This window comes from Paenibacillus sanguinis 2301083 = DSM 16941 (assembly GCF_000374825.1).
GTDB lineage: Bacteria > Bacillota > Bacilli > Paenibacillales > Paenibacillaceae > Fontibacillus > Fontibacillus sanguinis.
The window spans coordinates 48,811-65,359 of sequence record NZ_KB895376.1 but is presented as its reverse complement, the minus strand read 5'-3'; the positions used below and the strand labels follow the sequence as shown (position 1 = coordinate 65,359).

Below are 16,549 nucleotides of genomic sequence, written 5' to 3'. Positions count from 1 at the left end.
CCAGCGGGAGCAGATGGAGCGACCGGTCCGGCAGGTCCAGCAGGAGCAACCGGCCCAGCGGGAGCAGATGGAGCGACCGGTCCAGCAGGCCCAGCGGGAGTTGATGGAGCGACCGGCCCAGCAGGTCCAACCGGTCCAGCGGGAGTTGATGGAGCGACCGGCCCAGCAGGCCCAGCAGGTCCAACCGGCCCAGCGGGAGCGGACGGAGCAACCGGTCCAGCAGGTCCAGCAGGTCCAACCGGCCCAGCGGGAGCAGATGGAGCGACAGGCCCAGCAGGTCCAGCAGGAGCGACAGGCCCAGCGGGAGCAGATGGAGCGACCGGTCCAGCAGGCCCAGCGGGAGCAACCGGCCCAGCGGGAGCAGATGGAGCAACCGGTCCAGCAGGTCCAACCGGCCCAGCGGGAGCAGATGGGGCGACAGGTCCAATAGGCCCGACAGGCCCAATAGGCCCGACGGGTCCAACGGGCGAAGGAACTATTATTCCGTTTGCATCGGGGGTACCAGTTGCACCAACAACCTTATTAGGTGGTTTGGCCGGACTTCCTGCTGTTGTGGGCTTTGGTAACTCCGGATTATTGCCCAACGTTCTGGGAGCAACCATTGACCTTACTGGTGCGGCTGGATTGCTTACCAACTTCTCATGGTCAATGCCGCGTGATGGCGCCATCACTTCAATCTCGGCATATTTCAGTGTTACAGCGGGACTAAGCTTGGGTATTGGATCAGTATTAATTACAGCACAATTGTATCAATCAACTACACCTAATAACATTTTTTCACCAGTACCAGGAGCCTTGGTCACGCTGCCTCCTCTTACTGGGTTAATTTCAATAGGTACTGTTATTTCAGGAAATAGTGGACCTCTAAATATACCAGTGACAGAGGGAACGCGCTTGTTATTGGTGGTTTCGGCTGGATCAACAGGTCTGGCAATCGCCTCCACCACTGCAGGGTATGTAAGTGCTGGTGTAAATATCGTCTAATGAGCAGCAACTGATCTATTCAATAACCATAACCACCGGCTTTTTGCCGGTGGTTAATTTGTCCTCTTTTTTGCCGAACGACTTACTATGAGTTCCAAAGACTTGAGATATACAAATTAAGGGAAGGGTTATCCCGCAGGACAACCCTTGTCTTCCAAAGCAAAGCTTAGCGGTGCTCGATCAGATCTATGGCGCCGAGCACGATATGGGCCAAGCCAAATCCAAGCACACCAGTAGCGGCAAGCTTATACTTGCTTCCGAGCAAAGATGCGGCAGAAGCGGACACTACGGCTCCAAGAACGGTGGGAATCAACCCTTCACGCATGCTTAACACCCCTTTACATTCGTTTGGAAAGACAAACTTATTCTAAGCTAAACCGGCATTGGCTATTCAGGCCATGCCTGCTCCGAATTAAGCCCGATTGGGGCTTAGCGCTTGAAGCGACATACCCGAGGATTTGCTGATTACAACGAAGAAAAATTCACTTGCGTCAACCTTTCAGACTCCTCCCAGAGCCTTGCGGCGTTCTTGCTATCTAGGGCTTGCGGCGCTATTTTGGCAACCGCAGGATACCCTCTAAGCTCGTTCAATCTGGAAGGACCATAATAGGTGCCTCCTGTTGCTTCTTTCGCCGTTGCGGCAAAAAGAGATGGCCAGGCTCCATGACTAGCCGGCTGGAAAAAGATCGGACCAAACAAGCGGCGGACTAACCCTGCCAGGCTATTTTTGCCAGATCCGTTGGGGATTAGTTCAGTTCTTGAGAGACCCGGATGTGCTGCCATACTCTTGATCCCCCAGCCAGCGGCACTACTCCTGCGTTGTAGCTCCAGCGCAAACATCAGACAGGCCAGCTTGGACTGAGCATAGGCTTCCATAGGTTTGTACTGGCGTTCGGATTGCAAATCATCAAAATGGAGCGTGCCTGAACGATGGGCTATGCTGCTCAATGTAACAACTCGAGGTTGGCTCGCTTTGATCAAGAGGGGGAGCAATTGTGCGGTTAGTGCAAAATGTCCAAGATAATTAGTACCCCATTGCAACTCGAACCCATCCTTTGTTGACTTACGCCGGGGTGGGCTCATGACGGCTGCATTGTTAATCAATAGATCGACACTTTTAAGTTGAGTCCTCATCCGTGCACTAAAGGCTGTAACAGATGCAAGATCTGCCAAATCAAGTTTCTCGAAGCGAATCGTCCCGCCAGGAATCAGATGGCCAATCCTTTTTATCGCTTCTGTCCCTTTTTTTTCGTTTCGACCAGCCATAATGACCTCTGCTCCTGCACGAGTCATCTCCAAAGCTGTCTCATACCCAATTCCCCCGGTCCCGGTAATCACAACCGTGACGTCCGTTTGAGAGGGAATGTCCAAGGCAGTCCAATCTCGCTTCATCCTTTTGGACATTCTTCATTCTCCTTATCATCTACATAGTGTTAAAATGCATCCCCTACATGAAGAACCTTGAGCGGTCCATGGGTGTGCTTTATACTAAGGGTAGCATTTCGAGTTCTGTCTAAGTCAACCAAATGTATTCACCTTTTCACAAGGAGACATTGATCATGTATACGATTCACGAGGTTGCTGAGGCCTGTAACATTTCAGCCCATACCATTCGCTATTATGACAAGGAAGGGCTGCTGCCCTTTATTAATCGAAACAGTACCGGAAACCGGACATTTAGTGAAACCGATCTGGAGGTTCTCAAGCTGATCTGTTGTCTGAAAAATTCGGGAATGCCGGTCAAGAACATCAAGGAATATATGGATTTAGTCATGCAAGGTCCGGACACTGCTTCTGCACGGAGGCAACTGTTGAATAACCATCGCAAGAGCATCCAGCGGCAAATCGAGGATTTCAAAAAAAACTTGAATCTTGTTGATTTGAAGATTGCTTTCTATGATTCGTATCTGAATGCTCCAGAAGCTGGTTATGATCCGCTGAAATTTATGCAGGAACACAAAAATCCTTGATTTTCCCATAAAAGGAAAAAAGAAGGAAATCACTTGGAGTTAGGTCTAAGCGATTTCCTTCTTCATTTTACTGCTTTGTATTGTTACGTAGGTCTTCCTGTACACGTGGAAAGACACCCCGGTGTTCCTGCTTAGACTACAACTAACGAATAGCTTATTTCTAAAACAACAAAAGCCCTACCTCTCATTTGTCCTTGCGGCTCCGATGACCGCGCCAGTTTGAATCAGAAAACCATAAAATTCTTACTTTTATTGGGTCATTCAAATAGGAATTTTCATACCGAAACGGTATAAGGAGAGTTATAATCTTTTGAGGAACAATCAAGCGGGTTTTTAACAATTCATTATCTAGTATACTTCATTTTGAAGAAATTGCAACTATGCTTGCTTGCACTTCCCGCAAACAAGCGCTAAAATAACGTGATATCGTACCAATATATACCTTGCTGGGTGATGATTTTGTGAAAAGCAAAGAAAGCATAATACAAAGAGACATAAATCACACTTAAGTACATGAAAGACCATGTATAATAGGTTAATCTAAGATTTACATATTTAAAATATAAGAGGTTGTTCAAAAGCTCTGGTACTAAAGACCTGATTTTTTGAACACAGACTATAACGGACTATAAGGGAGTTTGCCATGAAACGCGGAGATATCCTGCTAATCGGATTAATTGTGGCGGTCGCCTTGGTTTTTTTGGTGCCAAGATGGCTCGGTAATAGCACAAGTGAAAACAATCACAACAATGAGGAACGAGTCGCCAGAATTACGGTTGACGGGAAGCTGTTCAAGACCGTGGCTTTAACCGGAGAAGAACAGACGATTGATATTGAAACGGAGTTTGGCTACAACCAGCTCAAGGTGCACGACTACGGGATTGAAATGATTGATGCCGATTGTCCGGATAAGGTGTGCTTAACCTTTGGATTTATTGATCGGAACGGGGGGACCATCGTATGCCTTCCTCACAAATTGATGGTTGAAGTAGTGGCTACCGGAGGAGGAGACGATGTAGATGCGATCGTTAAATGAGCAATCCAATCTGATGTTGAAGAGAACGGTCATTATTGCGATTTTCGCCGCCGTTTCTGTCGTACTTAGCCTGATTGAGGCTGCGATTCCTATTAATATGGGCGTGCCAGGAGCCAAGCTTGGCTTGGCTAATATTATGGTCCTAACCTGCCTGTACTTCCTGCGAGCGAAAGATTCGCTGATGATGGTGTTGTTGAAGACATTGTTAACGGCATTTATATTCGGAACTTTCTCCAGTTTTTTATTTAGTATTATGGGTGCGTTATTCAGCTTTGCGGCCATGTGGTTCCTGCTTGCTATAGGCCGGAAAAAGCTGAGCGTCATCGGAATCAGCATCGTCGGCGGAATTGCGCACAATGTGGGGCAGCTCACCACTGCGGCTTTTTACTTCCGCACCTCCAACATTTTTTACTACCTGCCAATGCTTCTGATTATGGGCGTGTTGACAGGCATCGCGGTCGGGATTGCGGTCAGATACTTGATCCCGGCTCTATCCAAGCTGGAGCTGTTTGAAAGCTTTCTTGCTGAAAAAGAATAGGCAAGCTGAACGAAGCACGATGCCATAAAATTTGATCAATACAAGAAACTCGTGAGGGGCAGCGACGGCAAGCTTATTTTCTCGTCTGTCTCTTTGCGTAATTATGAACTGCAAATAGCATACCGAGGGGAGAGAAAATCATGAGTGAAAACAGACTGGCGTACGAATTGCAGCGAGTGTCTTTTGCCTATCATCCGGCCCATCCTGTGCTTCACGAAATTACGCTCGAAATCCCTTCGGGAAGCTGGGTGTCGCTAGTGGGTCCTAACGGCTGCGGGAAATCGACCTTGGCCAAGTTGCTTGGCGGCTTGCTTGCTGTGAATGACGGAGAAATTCGGGTGGAGGGCACGAAGCTGGACCGAGGCACGGTTGCAATGTTGCGTCCGCGAATTGGCATGGTATTCCAAAATCCGGACAATCAATTTATCGGAGCCACGGTTGAGGAGGATATAGCCTTTGGACTGGAAGGCCGCTGCTTGCCGCGTGAGCAGATGGTGGAGCGTGTACGGGAATATGCGAAAAAAATGCAAATCGGCCATCTGTTGTCCAAGCATCCTGCGGATCTTTCCGGCGGGCAAAAGCAGCGGGTGGCCGTCGCTTCGATATTGGCGATGGAGCCAGGCATCATTATATTTGATGAGGCCTCTTCTATGCTGGACGAGAAGGCTCGCGGAGAACTGCTCGCTATTCTGCAAGATATGCAGGGCAGTGGACAGTATACGATGGTCTCTATCACACATGATGCAGATGAGATTCTTGCTTCAGACCGGGCCATCGTGCTCGGAGAAGGCCGTGTAGTCGCTGACCTGTCGCCTGCAGAGCTGTTTGAGGATGGAGCTTTGCTGGATTCTTGCCGTTTGGTTACACCTTATCGTGTCAGACTGCGGCATGCTATAAGAAAACGTGGACTGGAGCTCCCGGAAGAGCTTGAGTTAGAGCGGCGATAAGGGAGGGCTCAGAAAATGTCCATTGATTTTGAACAGGTCAGCTTTGCTTATGATGCGCACAGCCTGTGGAGAAATAGTGCGTTGGAGCAAATCAGCTTGCATCTGGAGACCGGGGTGTTCGCCGGAATTGCCGGCGCGTCTGGATCGGGTAAGTCAACGCTGATGCAGCACTTTAACGGAATTTTAAAGCCGACAGAGGGCAAGCTTCGGGTGCTTGATGTCACTATGGAGGCAGGAGATAAAACACCACCGCTGCGAGAGCTGCGGCGCCGGGTTGGTCTGGTATTTCAGTTCCCCGAACAGCAGCTGTTCGAGGATACGGTGGAGAAGGATATTTGCTTTGGTCCGCTGAATTTCGGCTGTACTCTGGATGAAGCGAGAGGGCGTACCCGTAGAGCGCTATCTCTGGTTGGCCTTGATGACTCATTTCTTCCGCGAAATCCATTTCATTTAAGCGGGGGACAGATGCGCAAGGTGGCGATTGCTTCAGTGCTCGCAATGGAGCCGGATATCATTGCTCTGGATGAGCCGGCGGCAACGCTGGACCCGCAGAGCCGGGCAGAGCTAGCCAGTATGCTGTCGCGCTTGCATCGTGAGGAGGGAAAGACGGTGCTGGTAGTCACACACCGTATGGAAGAAATCCTGCCCTATGCCGATCAGTGGATTGTGATGGAGGATGGACATAAATTGTTCCAGGGAAGTGTTAAAGAACTTGTGCAGGAAGCAGAACGATTGGAAGCCTCCGGTCTGGCCATCCCTGACTGTATTCGCTATTGGAATGCCGTGGCCACGCATTACGGGCTGGAAGAGGAGGAACCCTGCTTGACCGCAGAGTCGCTGGCGGAGCGTCTGGCTGCCTTGCCTGCCCAAGCTATGAAGGCCGCTGCCTCGCCGCTCTCTAAGGAAGCTGCCTCGCCGCAGCTTGAGCCTTCCGGAGAGGGGGACGGCTAATATGCGCAACAAGCTGTTGTTTGGCCGCAGCATTGATACGGGCTCATGGGTCCATGGCGTTGATCCGCGGGCCAAGCTGACCGGCATGGTCCTGTATCTTGTCGCGATTGTAGCCGTAGACTCTTGGATTGCTTTGGCTGGGATCGTGGTATTTTCGCTAGCCTATATGTTATCCACCCGGATTCCCCTCAAATACTATTTGAAAGCGGTAAAGCCGTTATGGACCTTGATGGTGTTCATATTTATCGTGCAATGCCTGGCTGTTAAGGAGGGTCCTCCCCTCTGGCAAATCGGCTCGTGGACGCTGTATCAGGCTGGTGTGAGCAGCGGAGGAATTGCCGCCTTGCGGATGGGGATGCTGGTCTCATTTACCGCAATACTAACGTTCACCACTACGCCCGGGCTGTTGAATCAGGGGATGAACGGCGTACTTAAGCCGCTGCGCCTGATTGGTATATCCGCGGACCGTCTCACGCTGATGATGAGCATCGCTTTGCGCTTCATTCCAACCATTCTCGATGAGACGCAGAAGATTGTGAAGGCTCAAGCCGCCCGGGGAGCCGACTTAAAGGAGCTTCCCTGGAAGGAGAAGGGACGGATGCTGGTATCGCTGCTGGTACCGGTCACGGTCAGTGCGTTCCGCCGCGCGGAGGAGTTGGTATTATCGATGGAATCGCGTGGTTACATCGTTGGCGCAGCGCGCTCAGAGTATCATTATCTGGCATGGAGGCGACGGGATACGTGGTTCGTGGTCTCCTATATTTTATTGGCCGTAGCGAGTGTGGTATATCATTGGAAATAGCAAGAAGTAGACTGAGAAGAAACTCTTTTTAGAGGTAGTTCAAAAAAGTCGTCTTCCCAGGGCGGAGTTGTTCGAGGAGTAAATTCGACATCGAATCTTGAATTCAGCCGGGCCTTCATTCAACCTTCTCGGTCCTACAAACCCGACTTTTTGAACCCGCATTTTAAGAGGGATTTCTGTGAGGAGGAGACAACTGTGGCACGTTATTTTAACGGTAAAGAAGTAGAACTGCTTGCACCTGTGGGGACATTTGAAATTTTCAAAAAAGTAATTGAAGCGAACTGTGACGCCGTCTATCTTGGTGGACCCAGTCTGAATATGCGGTTGATGCGCAAGGGTTATAATTTTACCCTGGAGGAGATTACGGATGCGGTCCGGATCGCTCATGGCTTGGGGAAAAAGGTATATGTCACCGTCAACAACCTGCTGGGCGAAGGCGAGCTGGATGAGGCAAGAGCCTACCTGCAGTTCCTGGATTCGGCAGGCCCGGATGCCATTATCGTGCAGGATTTTGCCGTCTTGTCCTTGATTCGGGAAATGGGACTTGGCATTAAGGTGCATTCCTCGGTCATGATGAACGTGCATAATGTAGAAATGGTTCGTGCGCTGCAAGAATTGGGTGTTACACGGGTGGTCACTTCACGGGAAATGGATCTGATGACTACAAGGTATCTTCAACAAGCAACCGGTATGGAGCTTGAGTATTTCGTTCATGGTGATATGTGTTCGGTGCATGGGGCTAACTGCTATTTTAGTTCCATGGTATTTGGCATGAGCAGCAATCGGGGCAAATGTCTCAAGCCATGCCGCTGGGATTACCGGGTCAAGAAGGATGGCTACGTATATCCTGCTGAATATCCGCTGGCTGTAAAAGACATGTTTATGTATGAGCATATCCCCGAATTGATTCATGGAGGGATTACCTCCTTCAAGATTGAAGGACGGATGCGTGACGCAGAGTTTGTTCTTATGCTCGTTCAGGCTTATGGAGATGCCATCGATCGTTATATCGATGACCCTGTTGGTTTTGAGCGCAGCCGGGATACCAAGCTGTTGTATGAAAATCGCAAGCGTGATTTCTCCACGGGCTACGCCTTTGGTCGTCCGGGATTATCGAATATTAACCGTCGTTATGAGGGAACCGGGAAATTTTACAGCACTGGCAAAGTGTTCAGCACACCGACCGCTGAGCGGGAGCTTGGCGAGAAGCGGGTGGGCGCAATCCGTGAAGCGTTGGCTTCCGTGGGAAAAGAGAAGAAGCCAGACGGCCTTGGCAAGAGCGTTATGGAACCAGGAGTGTCTGTGCATGTGAATAATTTCTCGCAGGCGAAAGCCGCTCTGGAGGCGGGCGCAGACTATATCTATCTCTCTGGTGATGTATATGAACCGGACCGTCCATTTACCAAGGAGGACATCAAGTCTCTGGCTTCTATAAAGGGTGCTGCCAGGCTGGTATTGTGCCTTCCGCGTATGATGACTGAGCTGCATTTTGAAATTTATGATGGCTTATTGTCCGGAGAAAGGTTGCCCATTGATGGCTTGATGGTTACCAATTTGGGGGCCATTCGTAAATTTGCCGGCAAAGGGTATCCACTGATTGGAGACTACAACCTGAACGTATACAATCAGCTCTCTGCGGCATTTTACCGTGAACTTGGAGTTACCCGTTTGACCGCATCGATGGAGCTGCCGCTGAAGGATCTGACGGACTTGTTGGCACATGCGCAGGACCCCTTGGAGGTTATTGTCCATGGTTCACCAGCTCTGATGTATATGGAGCATGATTTATATGAAAATGCCGAGGCCTTCCAGTCTATTGGGGAAGAAGATAACCATTATGTAGATAACCATGTTCTGGTGCTTATGACCGATAAAGGCGAGAATCCGGTGTACCGTGACGTTCACGGCCGGAATCATCTCATGATGGCCAAGGAGCTTTGCCTGATGCCAGCCGTTAAGGAGCTTCTGGACGCTGGCTTGTCCGTGTTCCGTATCGAGGGAGCGACCTATCGCCCGGAGCAGCTTGGCGCGATCGTGCGTGCCTATAAGGCCGCATTGGCTGATCCTGCGGCATCTGCCAAGTTTTTTGCGGAGCTTGCACCAGTTTATGCCGGCTATACGTTAGGCGCGCTACAATTTGATGGTGGGCGTGCCAGCGGCATGGCCGGACCAGGGGCAGAGGCCGCGACGGAGGAAGTGGAGAGCGCCCCGGCGCTTCATTAAGAAGCCCAAAGAGTGGAGTATGGCAAGTAAACAATGGAGAAGGGAAGCGTAGAACATGCAGAGCTATATCGGACCGGACGGTATTTTGGAGAAGCGTAAACAATTTTTCTATCCATGCACCAGTCATTTTTACCGGAACCCGCCGCAACTGGTAAAGGGGTCCATGCAATACTTGTATGGTCACGATGGCAAGCGGTACACCGATTTCTTCGCCGGTGTATCCGTGGTTGCCAGCGGGCACTGTAACCCGGAGATTGCGGAGCGCACGGCGGAGCAGCTACGAACGTTGCAGCATACGTGTACGATCTATTTGACACAGCCCAACGTGGACCTGGCGGAGCGGCTGGCCAAGGTGCTGCCAGGCGGTCTCAGCCGCACCTTCTTTGTCAACAGCGGCTCGGAAGCGAATGAGGGGGCGTTGCTGCTGGCCCGTCTTCATACGGGCCGCAGGGGCTTTCTGGCGCTGGAGCAGGGGCTGCATGGCCGGACTTACCTGACGATGAGCGTCACCGGCCTGAAGATGTGGCGTACAGACCCGGAGCTTGCGCAGGACAGCGATGTGACCTTCATCCCGCGGCCTTATGAGCCGGGTATGAGCGCCGATGAAGCGGGGCACCGCTCTATCGCAGCGTTGAAGAGCGTTCTGGCGGCGAAGGGGGACACCATCGCTGCCATGATCGTGGAGCCGATTCAGGGCAATGCCGGGATCGTGACGCCGCCGGATTGGTATTTCGCTGAAGTGAAGCGGCTGTTAAAGCAATATGGGGTGTTGTTGATTGCTGATGAGATACAGACCGGCTTCGGTCGGACAGGGCGGATGTTTGCTATGGATCGTTACCAGGTAACGCCGGATATTTTAACTATGGCAAAGGCGCTTGGCAGCGGAATTCCGATTGCGGGGTTTGCCACGACCGATGAGCTTGCCGCCAGCTTTAACCGCCCGTCGGCGTCCACATTCGGAGGGAATCCTGTATCCTGTATTACCGCGCTGGCGGTGCTGGACTATATTGAGGCACATCATTTGCCCGAGCGGGCCGAGCGGTTAGGAAGCCTGCTGCGAGCGGGCCTGGAGCAGCTTGCCGCACGGTTCCCGGCGTCTGTATCCGAGGTGCGGGGAGAAGGTCTGATGCTCGGCGCAGAACTACGTGCCAATGACCCTGATGCAGCGGCAAGACTTACGGATGATGTGCTTGAAGGCATGCTGCAACACGGGTTTATTATCGGGAAGAACGGTGTGGATCGTAATGTGCTTGCCTTCCAGCCTCCACTGGTCATTACGGAGGAGGATGTGCACGGGATGCTGGAAGCTCTGGAAGCTGTGCTGGGAGAATTGGCCTGACTCAGGCCTATGTATTAAAGGAGTGTGTACTTAATCATGGAAGTTGCCAGAAAAATCGGTACTAAAATAAGGCTGTACAGCGAGCTGGTCATGTTTTCACATACGTTGTTTTCCTTGCCATTTGCCATCATTTCCATGGTATGGGCTGCGGAAGGGATACCCTCCTGGAGAGTTATGTTCTGGGGACTGATCGCTCTGATTGGTGCACGGAATGGAGCCAACGCATTCAACCGTGTAGTCGACCGTGTCTTTGATGAGCAGAATCCGCGGACAGCCCACCGCCATTTACCGCGAAAGCTGTTGGAATCCCGTGAGGTTCTTGTGTTCGTTGTGATCAATTATGCCATCTTTATTTTTGCTGCGGGTATGCTCAACTGGCTTTGCCTGATTTTATCGCCGGTGGCGATCTTCCTGATCTCCTCCTACTCGTATACCAAGCGGTTTACGTACTTAAGCCATCTGTATTTGGGCTTTACCATCGCTTCCGCTCCCATCGGGGCTTGGTTCGCGGTGACGGGGCAATTCGCCTTCACACCGTTTATTCTGGGCACCATTGTCATGCTGTGGATTGCCGGGTTTGATATTATTTACGGAACGCAGGACATCGATTTCGACCGTAGTCACGGCCTCTGGTCGATCCCCAGCGCCTTTGGTCTTAAGAATGGCTTGCGTATTGCCGCCGGGCTGCATTTGATTATGGTGCTGCTCTTGATTGCTCTGATTCCGATTCGACAGCTCGGGTGGATGTACATGGCAGGAATTGCTCTATCTATTCTCCTTCTATTGACCGAGCACAAGATCATCAAGCCCGCAAACCGTAAGCGGATGAACGTGGCCTCTTACAATTTGAATCAGGTAATCAGCATGGTGATATTGCTGTTTACTCTCGGAGATTTTATGTTGAAGTGATTGCTGTATCCAATAGTTAAAGGCGATGCCAAGGGAGTTCATATCCCGGCATCGCCTTTGTTTTTATCTTAAGATTATAGAATTTATAAGTTTTCAGTGGAGCTGAACAATTCTATAATCGCAAGAAAAACTACCGCTTAACGTGGTCTGGCTTCAAAGATCGTACATCAATAGATGCTTTTTCTTATTTCTCCCGTCCACCCAGGTAATCCAGCAGAGCTTGCAGGTCCTGGTGGGAGGGATAATCATTGAGCTGATGAATAATTTCTTGCGCTTCGTGCAGATATTGCTGACTTAGCGCTTCCGTTTGCTGAAGTGCATCGCTAGCCCGGATGGCTGCAACGACTTCATCTACTTGGGCGGCGGAACTATCCGCTGATATCGCTCTGATCTGACTTGCCAGGCTTTCATCGCGCAAGGCAAACAGGACGGGAAGGGTAACCTGGCCTCCGCGCAGATCGCCACCGGCAGGCTTGCCCAGCTTCTGTACCGATTGCGTAAAGTCGAGCAGGTCATCGCGGATCTGGAAGGCCATGCCCAGCTTCTCCCCAAAGGAATAGAGCAGGTCAGAAGTGACAGTATCGGCTCCGGTAGCCTGAGCTCCGATTTGCAGGCAGGTTGCCATGAGCTGCGCTGTTTTATTTTTGGATTTCTCCAAATATTGCTCTATGGTCACGTCGTAGTCGTACAGGTGGGATAACTGCTGGTATTCCCCCAGGCAAAGCCTTGTTGTTGCCAGAGAAGAGAACTGGTAAGCAAAGCGTTCCCGCTCCGCAGAATAGGCGGAGATCAGCTCGATCACTCGGGCCGACATATAGTTGCCGATATGCAAGGCTTCGCTAACACCAAGCTTGACATGCATAGCCTTCTGGCCGCGCCGTAGCGGCGAGTCATCAATGATGTCATCATGAATTAACGAAGCAGCATGAATAAATTCAGCCGCAGCGGCCAGCCGCCATACCTTCTGCGGGTCGGAGACAGGCCCAAACCGGCTACCCACGATAACCATCAAGGGGCGAACTCGCTTGCCGCCAGACCGAATTAATTCCATGATGCTCTTGGCAAGCTGAGAAGAGCGGGGGACATCCCGGTCAAATTTGACCATATTCTCAATCTCGCGGTCTACGGTGTTCAATGGGATATTCAGCGCTTCTTCAAGTCTCCTCATGGCGTCTCCTCCTTGAAAATATAAGCGGCCTCTCACAACAAAAGCGAGCCAAGCTGCGAAGGCCTGGCTCGCTTCACAGGCAAGACATTGGCTAAATGGCCTGACTGGCGGTACTGCGGTTATGCTCAAGTCGCAGGAATAACTCCCAGCCCTTAAGCAGCCGCTCGTCCTCGGGGCGGCCTTCTGCACGTTTGATTTGAATTTGTTTGATAACGGGAGCCAGATGAGAGAGCAAATCGTATTCCTCCCATTTGAGGCAAAGCTCTACGTAAAAGCTGTATAGGTAGTCGCCGTCCAACACCCTGCGGGTTAGCTCCTCGCCAGCGGCAAGATGCTCACAATCCCTATGGCGCTGCAAAGCGAGCTTGATTGCAATGTAAATGGTAAGCAAGCGGCATTGTCGTTCCGCATTCATATCGTATTGCTCCAGAAGTATCGCCATAGGTGCTGCCTCCAGGGCAGGTAAATCTACAATAATGCCGGCCTCGGGCGAACATTCGCCCTGCAATAAGCGATAAGCATCTTGGATGAGATGATGATTCATAAGGACACACTCCTTAAAAGCAGGTAGGCTTGCAGGGGCTCCAGCACCGATTTCGGCAGGAATAGAAAAAGGAAAGTAATGTGCGCCCCTGGCGCACATTACTCCGGGTTTCAAGCTCTCAAGAGCAAAGGTGACTGTCTACTCCGTGTATAAATACCATCTTCGTACAAACGGGATTCGTTTCCATTGTTTCTTGAGCCAAGGAAGAACATAGTAATCCAGACCAAACATGCTGCCCGAACCGCCGATCAAGGCGATGCCTGCAGTCATATACCATAGCATCTCGGTCGATGCCATGCTGGAAGACCAGATCATGACGCCCAGTGCGACTGTAGCTGCAGAAGCTACGGCTGTAAAGAGACCAGCGATCAACATCAGGCCAATCGCAATTTCCGCGAACACCATAAAGAATTGGAAGACAGTAGCCAAGGCGGTATAACCACCATCTGGTGTGTAGAAGAAAATATCCATAACGCCATTAACCATCGACTTGATAAATCCAGGCACCGGCAACGCAGTGACTGCTGTCGATGCGCTTTCCACTGCAGAAGCAGCAGCTTGAGCATCAACCGTTTCAGTAACGGCACCAGCAGCTTCACTGGCAGCGGAGACTGCATCTGCTGCATGAGGAGCAGCCGGAATCAAGAAAATGTTGGAAGGGTCTTTAAGGATTTTAGGCAATTTGTCGATCCCTTCCTCAAGCCATTTGTAACCAACAAAGAGACGAAGCGGCAACAGCCAGAAGTTTGGTGAACGCTTGGAGAAATGACCACCAAGGAAGCTTCTGCGGTTATTTACATGGAAGAACTCATGCATCATGTAAGTCCAGACTTTAGCAAAGCCAGCTACGGTAAAGAGATAATACATGTTAATCATGTGCTTGCTGAGCATGGCCATGAAGCCGGTCAACATGAACATTTTGTTTGGCAAGCCCACGTTGGCTACGCCGTAACGGCTACCGATACATACCATTGTGCCATGGAACCCAGGCTTGTAGGATTTCTTCGGCTTGCCGTGAATATCAGCATGAATATTATGAGCGATAAGCGGTCCGGCTTGCTCGGCATTTTCCACCATTTGCGGCACCGGACGTGTTTCGCCTTCAGGAATAAAGAAGATGTTGTCGCCAACGATATATACGTCTTCATGATCAACGCTTTGCAGCTTGTCATTGGTGACGATCCGTTTACGGCCTTCTTGCTTAACATCAAGCTTGCCAACCAGTTCAGAGCCTTCAACACCGGCTGTCCAAACGATGGTATTCGCTTCAAGCTCTTGCCCTTCGCCCAATTGGACGCTGGATGGTGTAACGCCTGTGATTTTCGCACTCGTTACAATTTCTACGTTCATTTTGCGCAGACGTTTCGCTGCTTTTTCAATCAACTTATCAGGCAGGATCGGCAGGATCTTCGGAGCCATATCGGCAACGACCAGACGAACCTCGCTTGGATCGATGAAGAATTCTTTGCACAGCTCGTCCCGGAATTCAGCCAGTTCCCCAACCAATTCCACACCGGTAAAGCCGGCGCCAACGACAACAAAGGAAAGCATTTTACGGCGTTTAGCCGGATTATTTACTTTAGCCGCTTCGCTAAACATACGGCGAACTTGCTCTTTCAAGCGAACGGCGTCTTCATAGGACCACAGGGTCAACGCATGCTCTTCAGCACCTGGAATACCAAAGAAGGTAGGCTTACAGCCCGAGCCGATAACCAGGTAATCATACTTGTAGGTATGCTGCTCTGAACGAAGCTCCTTGGCATTGAAGTCGATATTGTCGATGGAGTCCAGAACAACATCAACTTTTTGACCAGCAAAAATTTTCTTAAGCTCGATTTTGACAGAATCTTCAGGAGCCCGGTTCGCTGCGACTTCGTGCAACTCGGTCAAAAGCGTATGGTACGGGTTGCGGTCGATCAACTGGATCTCCACATCTTTATCTTTTTTTAACAGTTTGGCCAGGTGTTTGGAAGTGACAACACCACCGTAACCACCGCCCAAAACTACGATCTTCTTCAAGAGACTCACCTCTTCTTAATTTAAGTTCATTAGGGAATATATATTATTTGGCTTGTTCAAGCGCTTTGCCAACAAGCTCGAAATAAGATTGTAGGCTGATAGTTGCTCCAGCGATTGCATCGGTTTTGCCTTCTTCATTGAAAGCTACTGCCGCAGGATCTTGATTTTCCACCAGGTAGGCTTCAGCAAGGGCAGCTTCTTCATGCCACTCGGAGGCAGCACCGCCAGCTTTCATGCCATAGTTGCCGTCGATCGAGGCTTGCTTTTTGTCTTCACCTTTTTCATTCACACCACTGAAGTTAACTTTTACAATTTTGCCGGCAGCTACAACAACATCCACAGTTTCTTTCCAGCCGGATTGCGGATCAAACTCAGCGCCTTCTTCATGATAAGTACCATCTTTGTACTTTACTGAATCAACCGGGCCAGCAGCCAAGGCTTGGTCAGCCAGTGTGAAGAATTCATTCACATGAACAGATACGCCAGCGATAGCATCTGTTTTACCTTCTTCATTTAGGGTAATATCTTTAGGGTCTTGCTTTTCTATCAGATATTGTTCCGCTTTCTCGGCTTGTTCATGCCATTCGGAGGCAGCACCGCCAGCTTTCATGCCGTATTTGCCTTCCTTGGAGTAGGTTACTTTATCCACGGGAACTGTTGCATTAATAGCATTCCAATTTGCTTCTGTAATCTTTCCTCCAGAAACTGTGAGAGTAACATAGTATTGCCAGCCTGTTTTTGCATCGGCTTCACCTTGGGCATAGTAGACGCCGTCCTGGTAGCTGCCGGCTTCAGCACTGTTCGTGCTATTGCTTGCAGGGGTTTCATTAGCAGCAGGCGTATTGCTCGCCGGCTCTGTTGTATCAGCGCCATTGCTCGAACCACAGCCTGCCAACAAACCTAACAGCAGAGCGCTGCTAAGAATGATTGAAGCTTTTTTCATGATAGAGACCTCCAGTGAATGAATTATATATATTAAAATGTGAAGACATTTTAATAACTTCCTTATTTAACTACATAAAGTCAAAACGGGCAAGGGCTAAAAGTGGCCTGCTGCAAAGGAATTGAGCAGTTTGAAAATCGTTTGTCGAGGGAATTTTAGCATATAAAAAAAAGCGA

Annotated in this window: 16 protein-coding genes; 10 read left to right on the top strand and 6 right to left on the bottom strand. The window is 50.3% G+C overall.

The features are described from left to right. A partial coding sequence (locus tag C557_RS25300) for an exosporium glycoprotein BclB-related protein (RefSeq protein ID WP_040676273.1) occupies nucleotides 1-984 on the top strand: 984 nt, incomplete at its 5' end. A 166-nt stretch (nucleotides 985-1,150) separates the two neighbouring features. On the opposite strand, the gene C557_RS0100315 is transcribed toward C557_RS25300, so the two are convergent. Together C557_RS0100315 and C557_RS0100310 are read right to left on the bottom strand one after the other, a co-directional pair. After that, nucleotides 1,151-1,309, bottom strand: coding sequence for a hypothetical protein (locus C557_RS0100315; protein ID WP_018749814.1), 159 nt, complete (start codon nucleotides 1,307-1,309; stop codon nucleotides 1,151-1,153). Nucleotides 1,310-1,449: 140 nt separating this feature from the next. After that, nucleotides 1,450-2,388 carry an oxidoreductase gene (locus tag C557_RS0100310; protein WP_018749813.1) on the bottom strand — a complete coding sequence of 313 codons (939 nt, stop codon included), beginning with the start codon at nucleotides 2,386-2,388 and terminating at the stop codon, nucleotides 1,450-1,452. A gap of 155 nt (nucleotides 2,389-2,543) precedes the next feature. Between C557_RS0100310 and C557_RS0100305 the strand changes: the two genes are divergently transcribed. The 9 genes from C557_RS0100305 (at nucleotide 2,544) to C557_RS0100265 (ending at nucleotide 11,699) form a co-directional block, all read left to right on the top strand. Beyond that, the gene (locus C557_RS0100305) at nucleotides 2,544-2,954 is read left to right on the top strand and encodes a MerR family transcriptional regulator (protein ID WP_018749812.1); all 411 of its coding nucleotides are present in this window, start codon (nucleotides 2,544-2,546) and stop codon (nucleotides 2,952-2,954) included. Nucleotides 2,955-3,597: 643 nt separating this feature from the next. After that, nucleotides 3,598-3,990: a NusG domain II-containing protein gene (locus C557_RS0100300; protein ID WP_018749811.1), complete on the top strand. Its 393-nt coding sequence runs from the start codon at nucleotides 3,598-3,600 to the stop codon at nucleotides 3,988-3,990. Further along, nucleotides 3,974-4,528: a Gx transporter family protein gene (locus C557_RS0100295; RefSeq protein ID WP_018749810.1), complete on the top strand. Its 555-nt coding sequence runs from the start codon at nucleotides 3,974-3,976 to the stop codon at nucleotides 4,526-4,528. Before C557_RS0100300 ends, C557_RS0100295 begins: the two co-directional genes overlap by 17 nt. A 140-nt stretch (nucleotides 4,529-4,668) precedes the next feature. Beyond that, nucleotides 4,669-5,475, top strand: a complete 807-nt coding sequence (locus C557_RS0100290) for an ATP-binding cassette domain-containing protein (protein ID WP_018749809.1) — start codon at nucleotides 4,669-4,671, stop codon at nucleotides 5,473-5,475. Between the two features lie 15 nt (nucleotides 5,476-5,490). Continuing rightward, nucleotides 5,491-6,426, top strand: coding sequence for an energy-coupling factor transporter ATPase (locus C557_RS0100285; RefSeq protein WP_018749808.1), 936 nt, complete (start codon nucleotides 5,491-5,493; stop codon nucleotides 6,424-6,426). A gap of 1 nt (nucleotide 6,427) precedes the next feature. Next, nucleotides 6,428-7,228: an energy-coupling factor transporter transmembrane component T family protein gene (locus tag C557_RS0100280; protein ID WP_018749807.1), complete on the top strand. Its 801-nt coding sequence runs from the start codon at nucleotides 6,428-6,430 to the stop codon at nucleotides 7,226-7,228. A gap of 195 nt (nucleotides 7,229-7,423) precedes the next feature. Next, a complete protein-coding gene (locus C557_RS0100275) occupies nucleotides 7,424-9,451 on the top strand; it encodes a peptidase U32 family protein (protein ID WP_018749806.1) in 2,028 nt (675 codons plus the stop codon). Between the two features lie 55 nt (nucleotides 9,452-9,506). Further along, nucleotides 9,507-10,790, top strand: coding sequence for an aspartate aminotransferase family protein (locus tag C557_RS0100270; RefSeq protein WP_018749805.1), 1,284 nt, complete (start codon nucleotides 9,507-9,509; stop codon nucleotides 10,788-10,790). 36 nt (nucleotides 10,791-10,826) lie between these two features. Then, complete coding sequence (locus C557_RS0100265; protein WP_018749804.1) at nucleotides 10,827-11,699, top strand: UbiA-like polyprenyltransferase; 873 nt, start codon at nucleotides 10,827-10,829, stop codon at nucleotides 11,697-11,699. A gap of 184 nt (nucleotides 11,700-11,883) precedes the next feature. Here the strand turns inward: C557_RS0100265 and C557_RS0100260 are convergent, their stop codons facing one another. The 4 genes from C557_RS0100260 to C557_RS0100245 form a co-directional block, all read right to left on the bottom strand. Beyond that, a complete protein-coding gene (locus tag C557_RS0100260) occupies nucleotides 11,884-12,867 on the bottom strand; it encodes a polyprenyl synthetase family protein (RefSeq protein ID WP_018749803.1) in 984 nt (327 codons plus the stop codon). Between the two features lie 91 nt (nucleotides 12,868-12,958). Further along, the gene (locus tag C557_RS0100255) at nucleotides 12,959-13,411 is read right to left on the bottom strand and encodes a hypothetical protein (protein WP_018749802.1); all 453 of its coding nucleotides are present in this window, start codon (nucleotides 13,409-13,411) and stop codon (nucleotides 12,959-12,961) included. Between the two features lie 138 nt (nucleotides 13,412-13,549). After that, nucleotides 13,550-15,430: an NAD(P)/FAD-dependent oxidoreductase gene (locus C557_RS0100250; RefSeq protein WP_018749801.1), complete on the bottom strand. Its 1,881-nt coding sequence runs from the start codon at nucleotides 15,428-15,430 to the stop codon at nucleotides 13,550-13,552. A gap of 43 nt (nucleotides 15,431-15,473) precedes the next feature. Continuing rightward, nucleotides 15,474-16,373, bottom strand: a complete 900-nt coding sequence (locus tag C557_RS0100245) for an FMN-binding protein (RefSeq protein WP_018749800.1) — start codon at nucleotides 16,371-16,373, stop codon at nucleotides 15,474-15,476. Nucleotides 16,374-16,549: the final 176 nt, after the last annotated feature.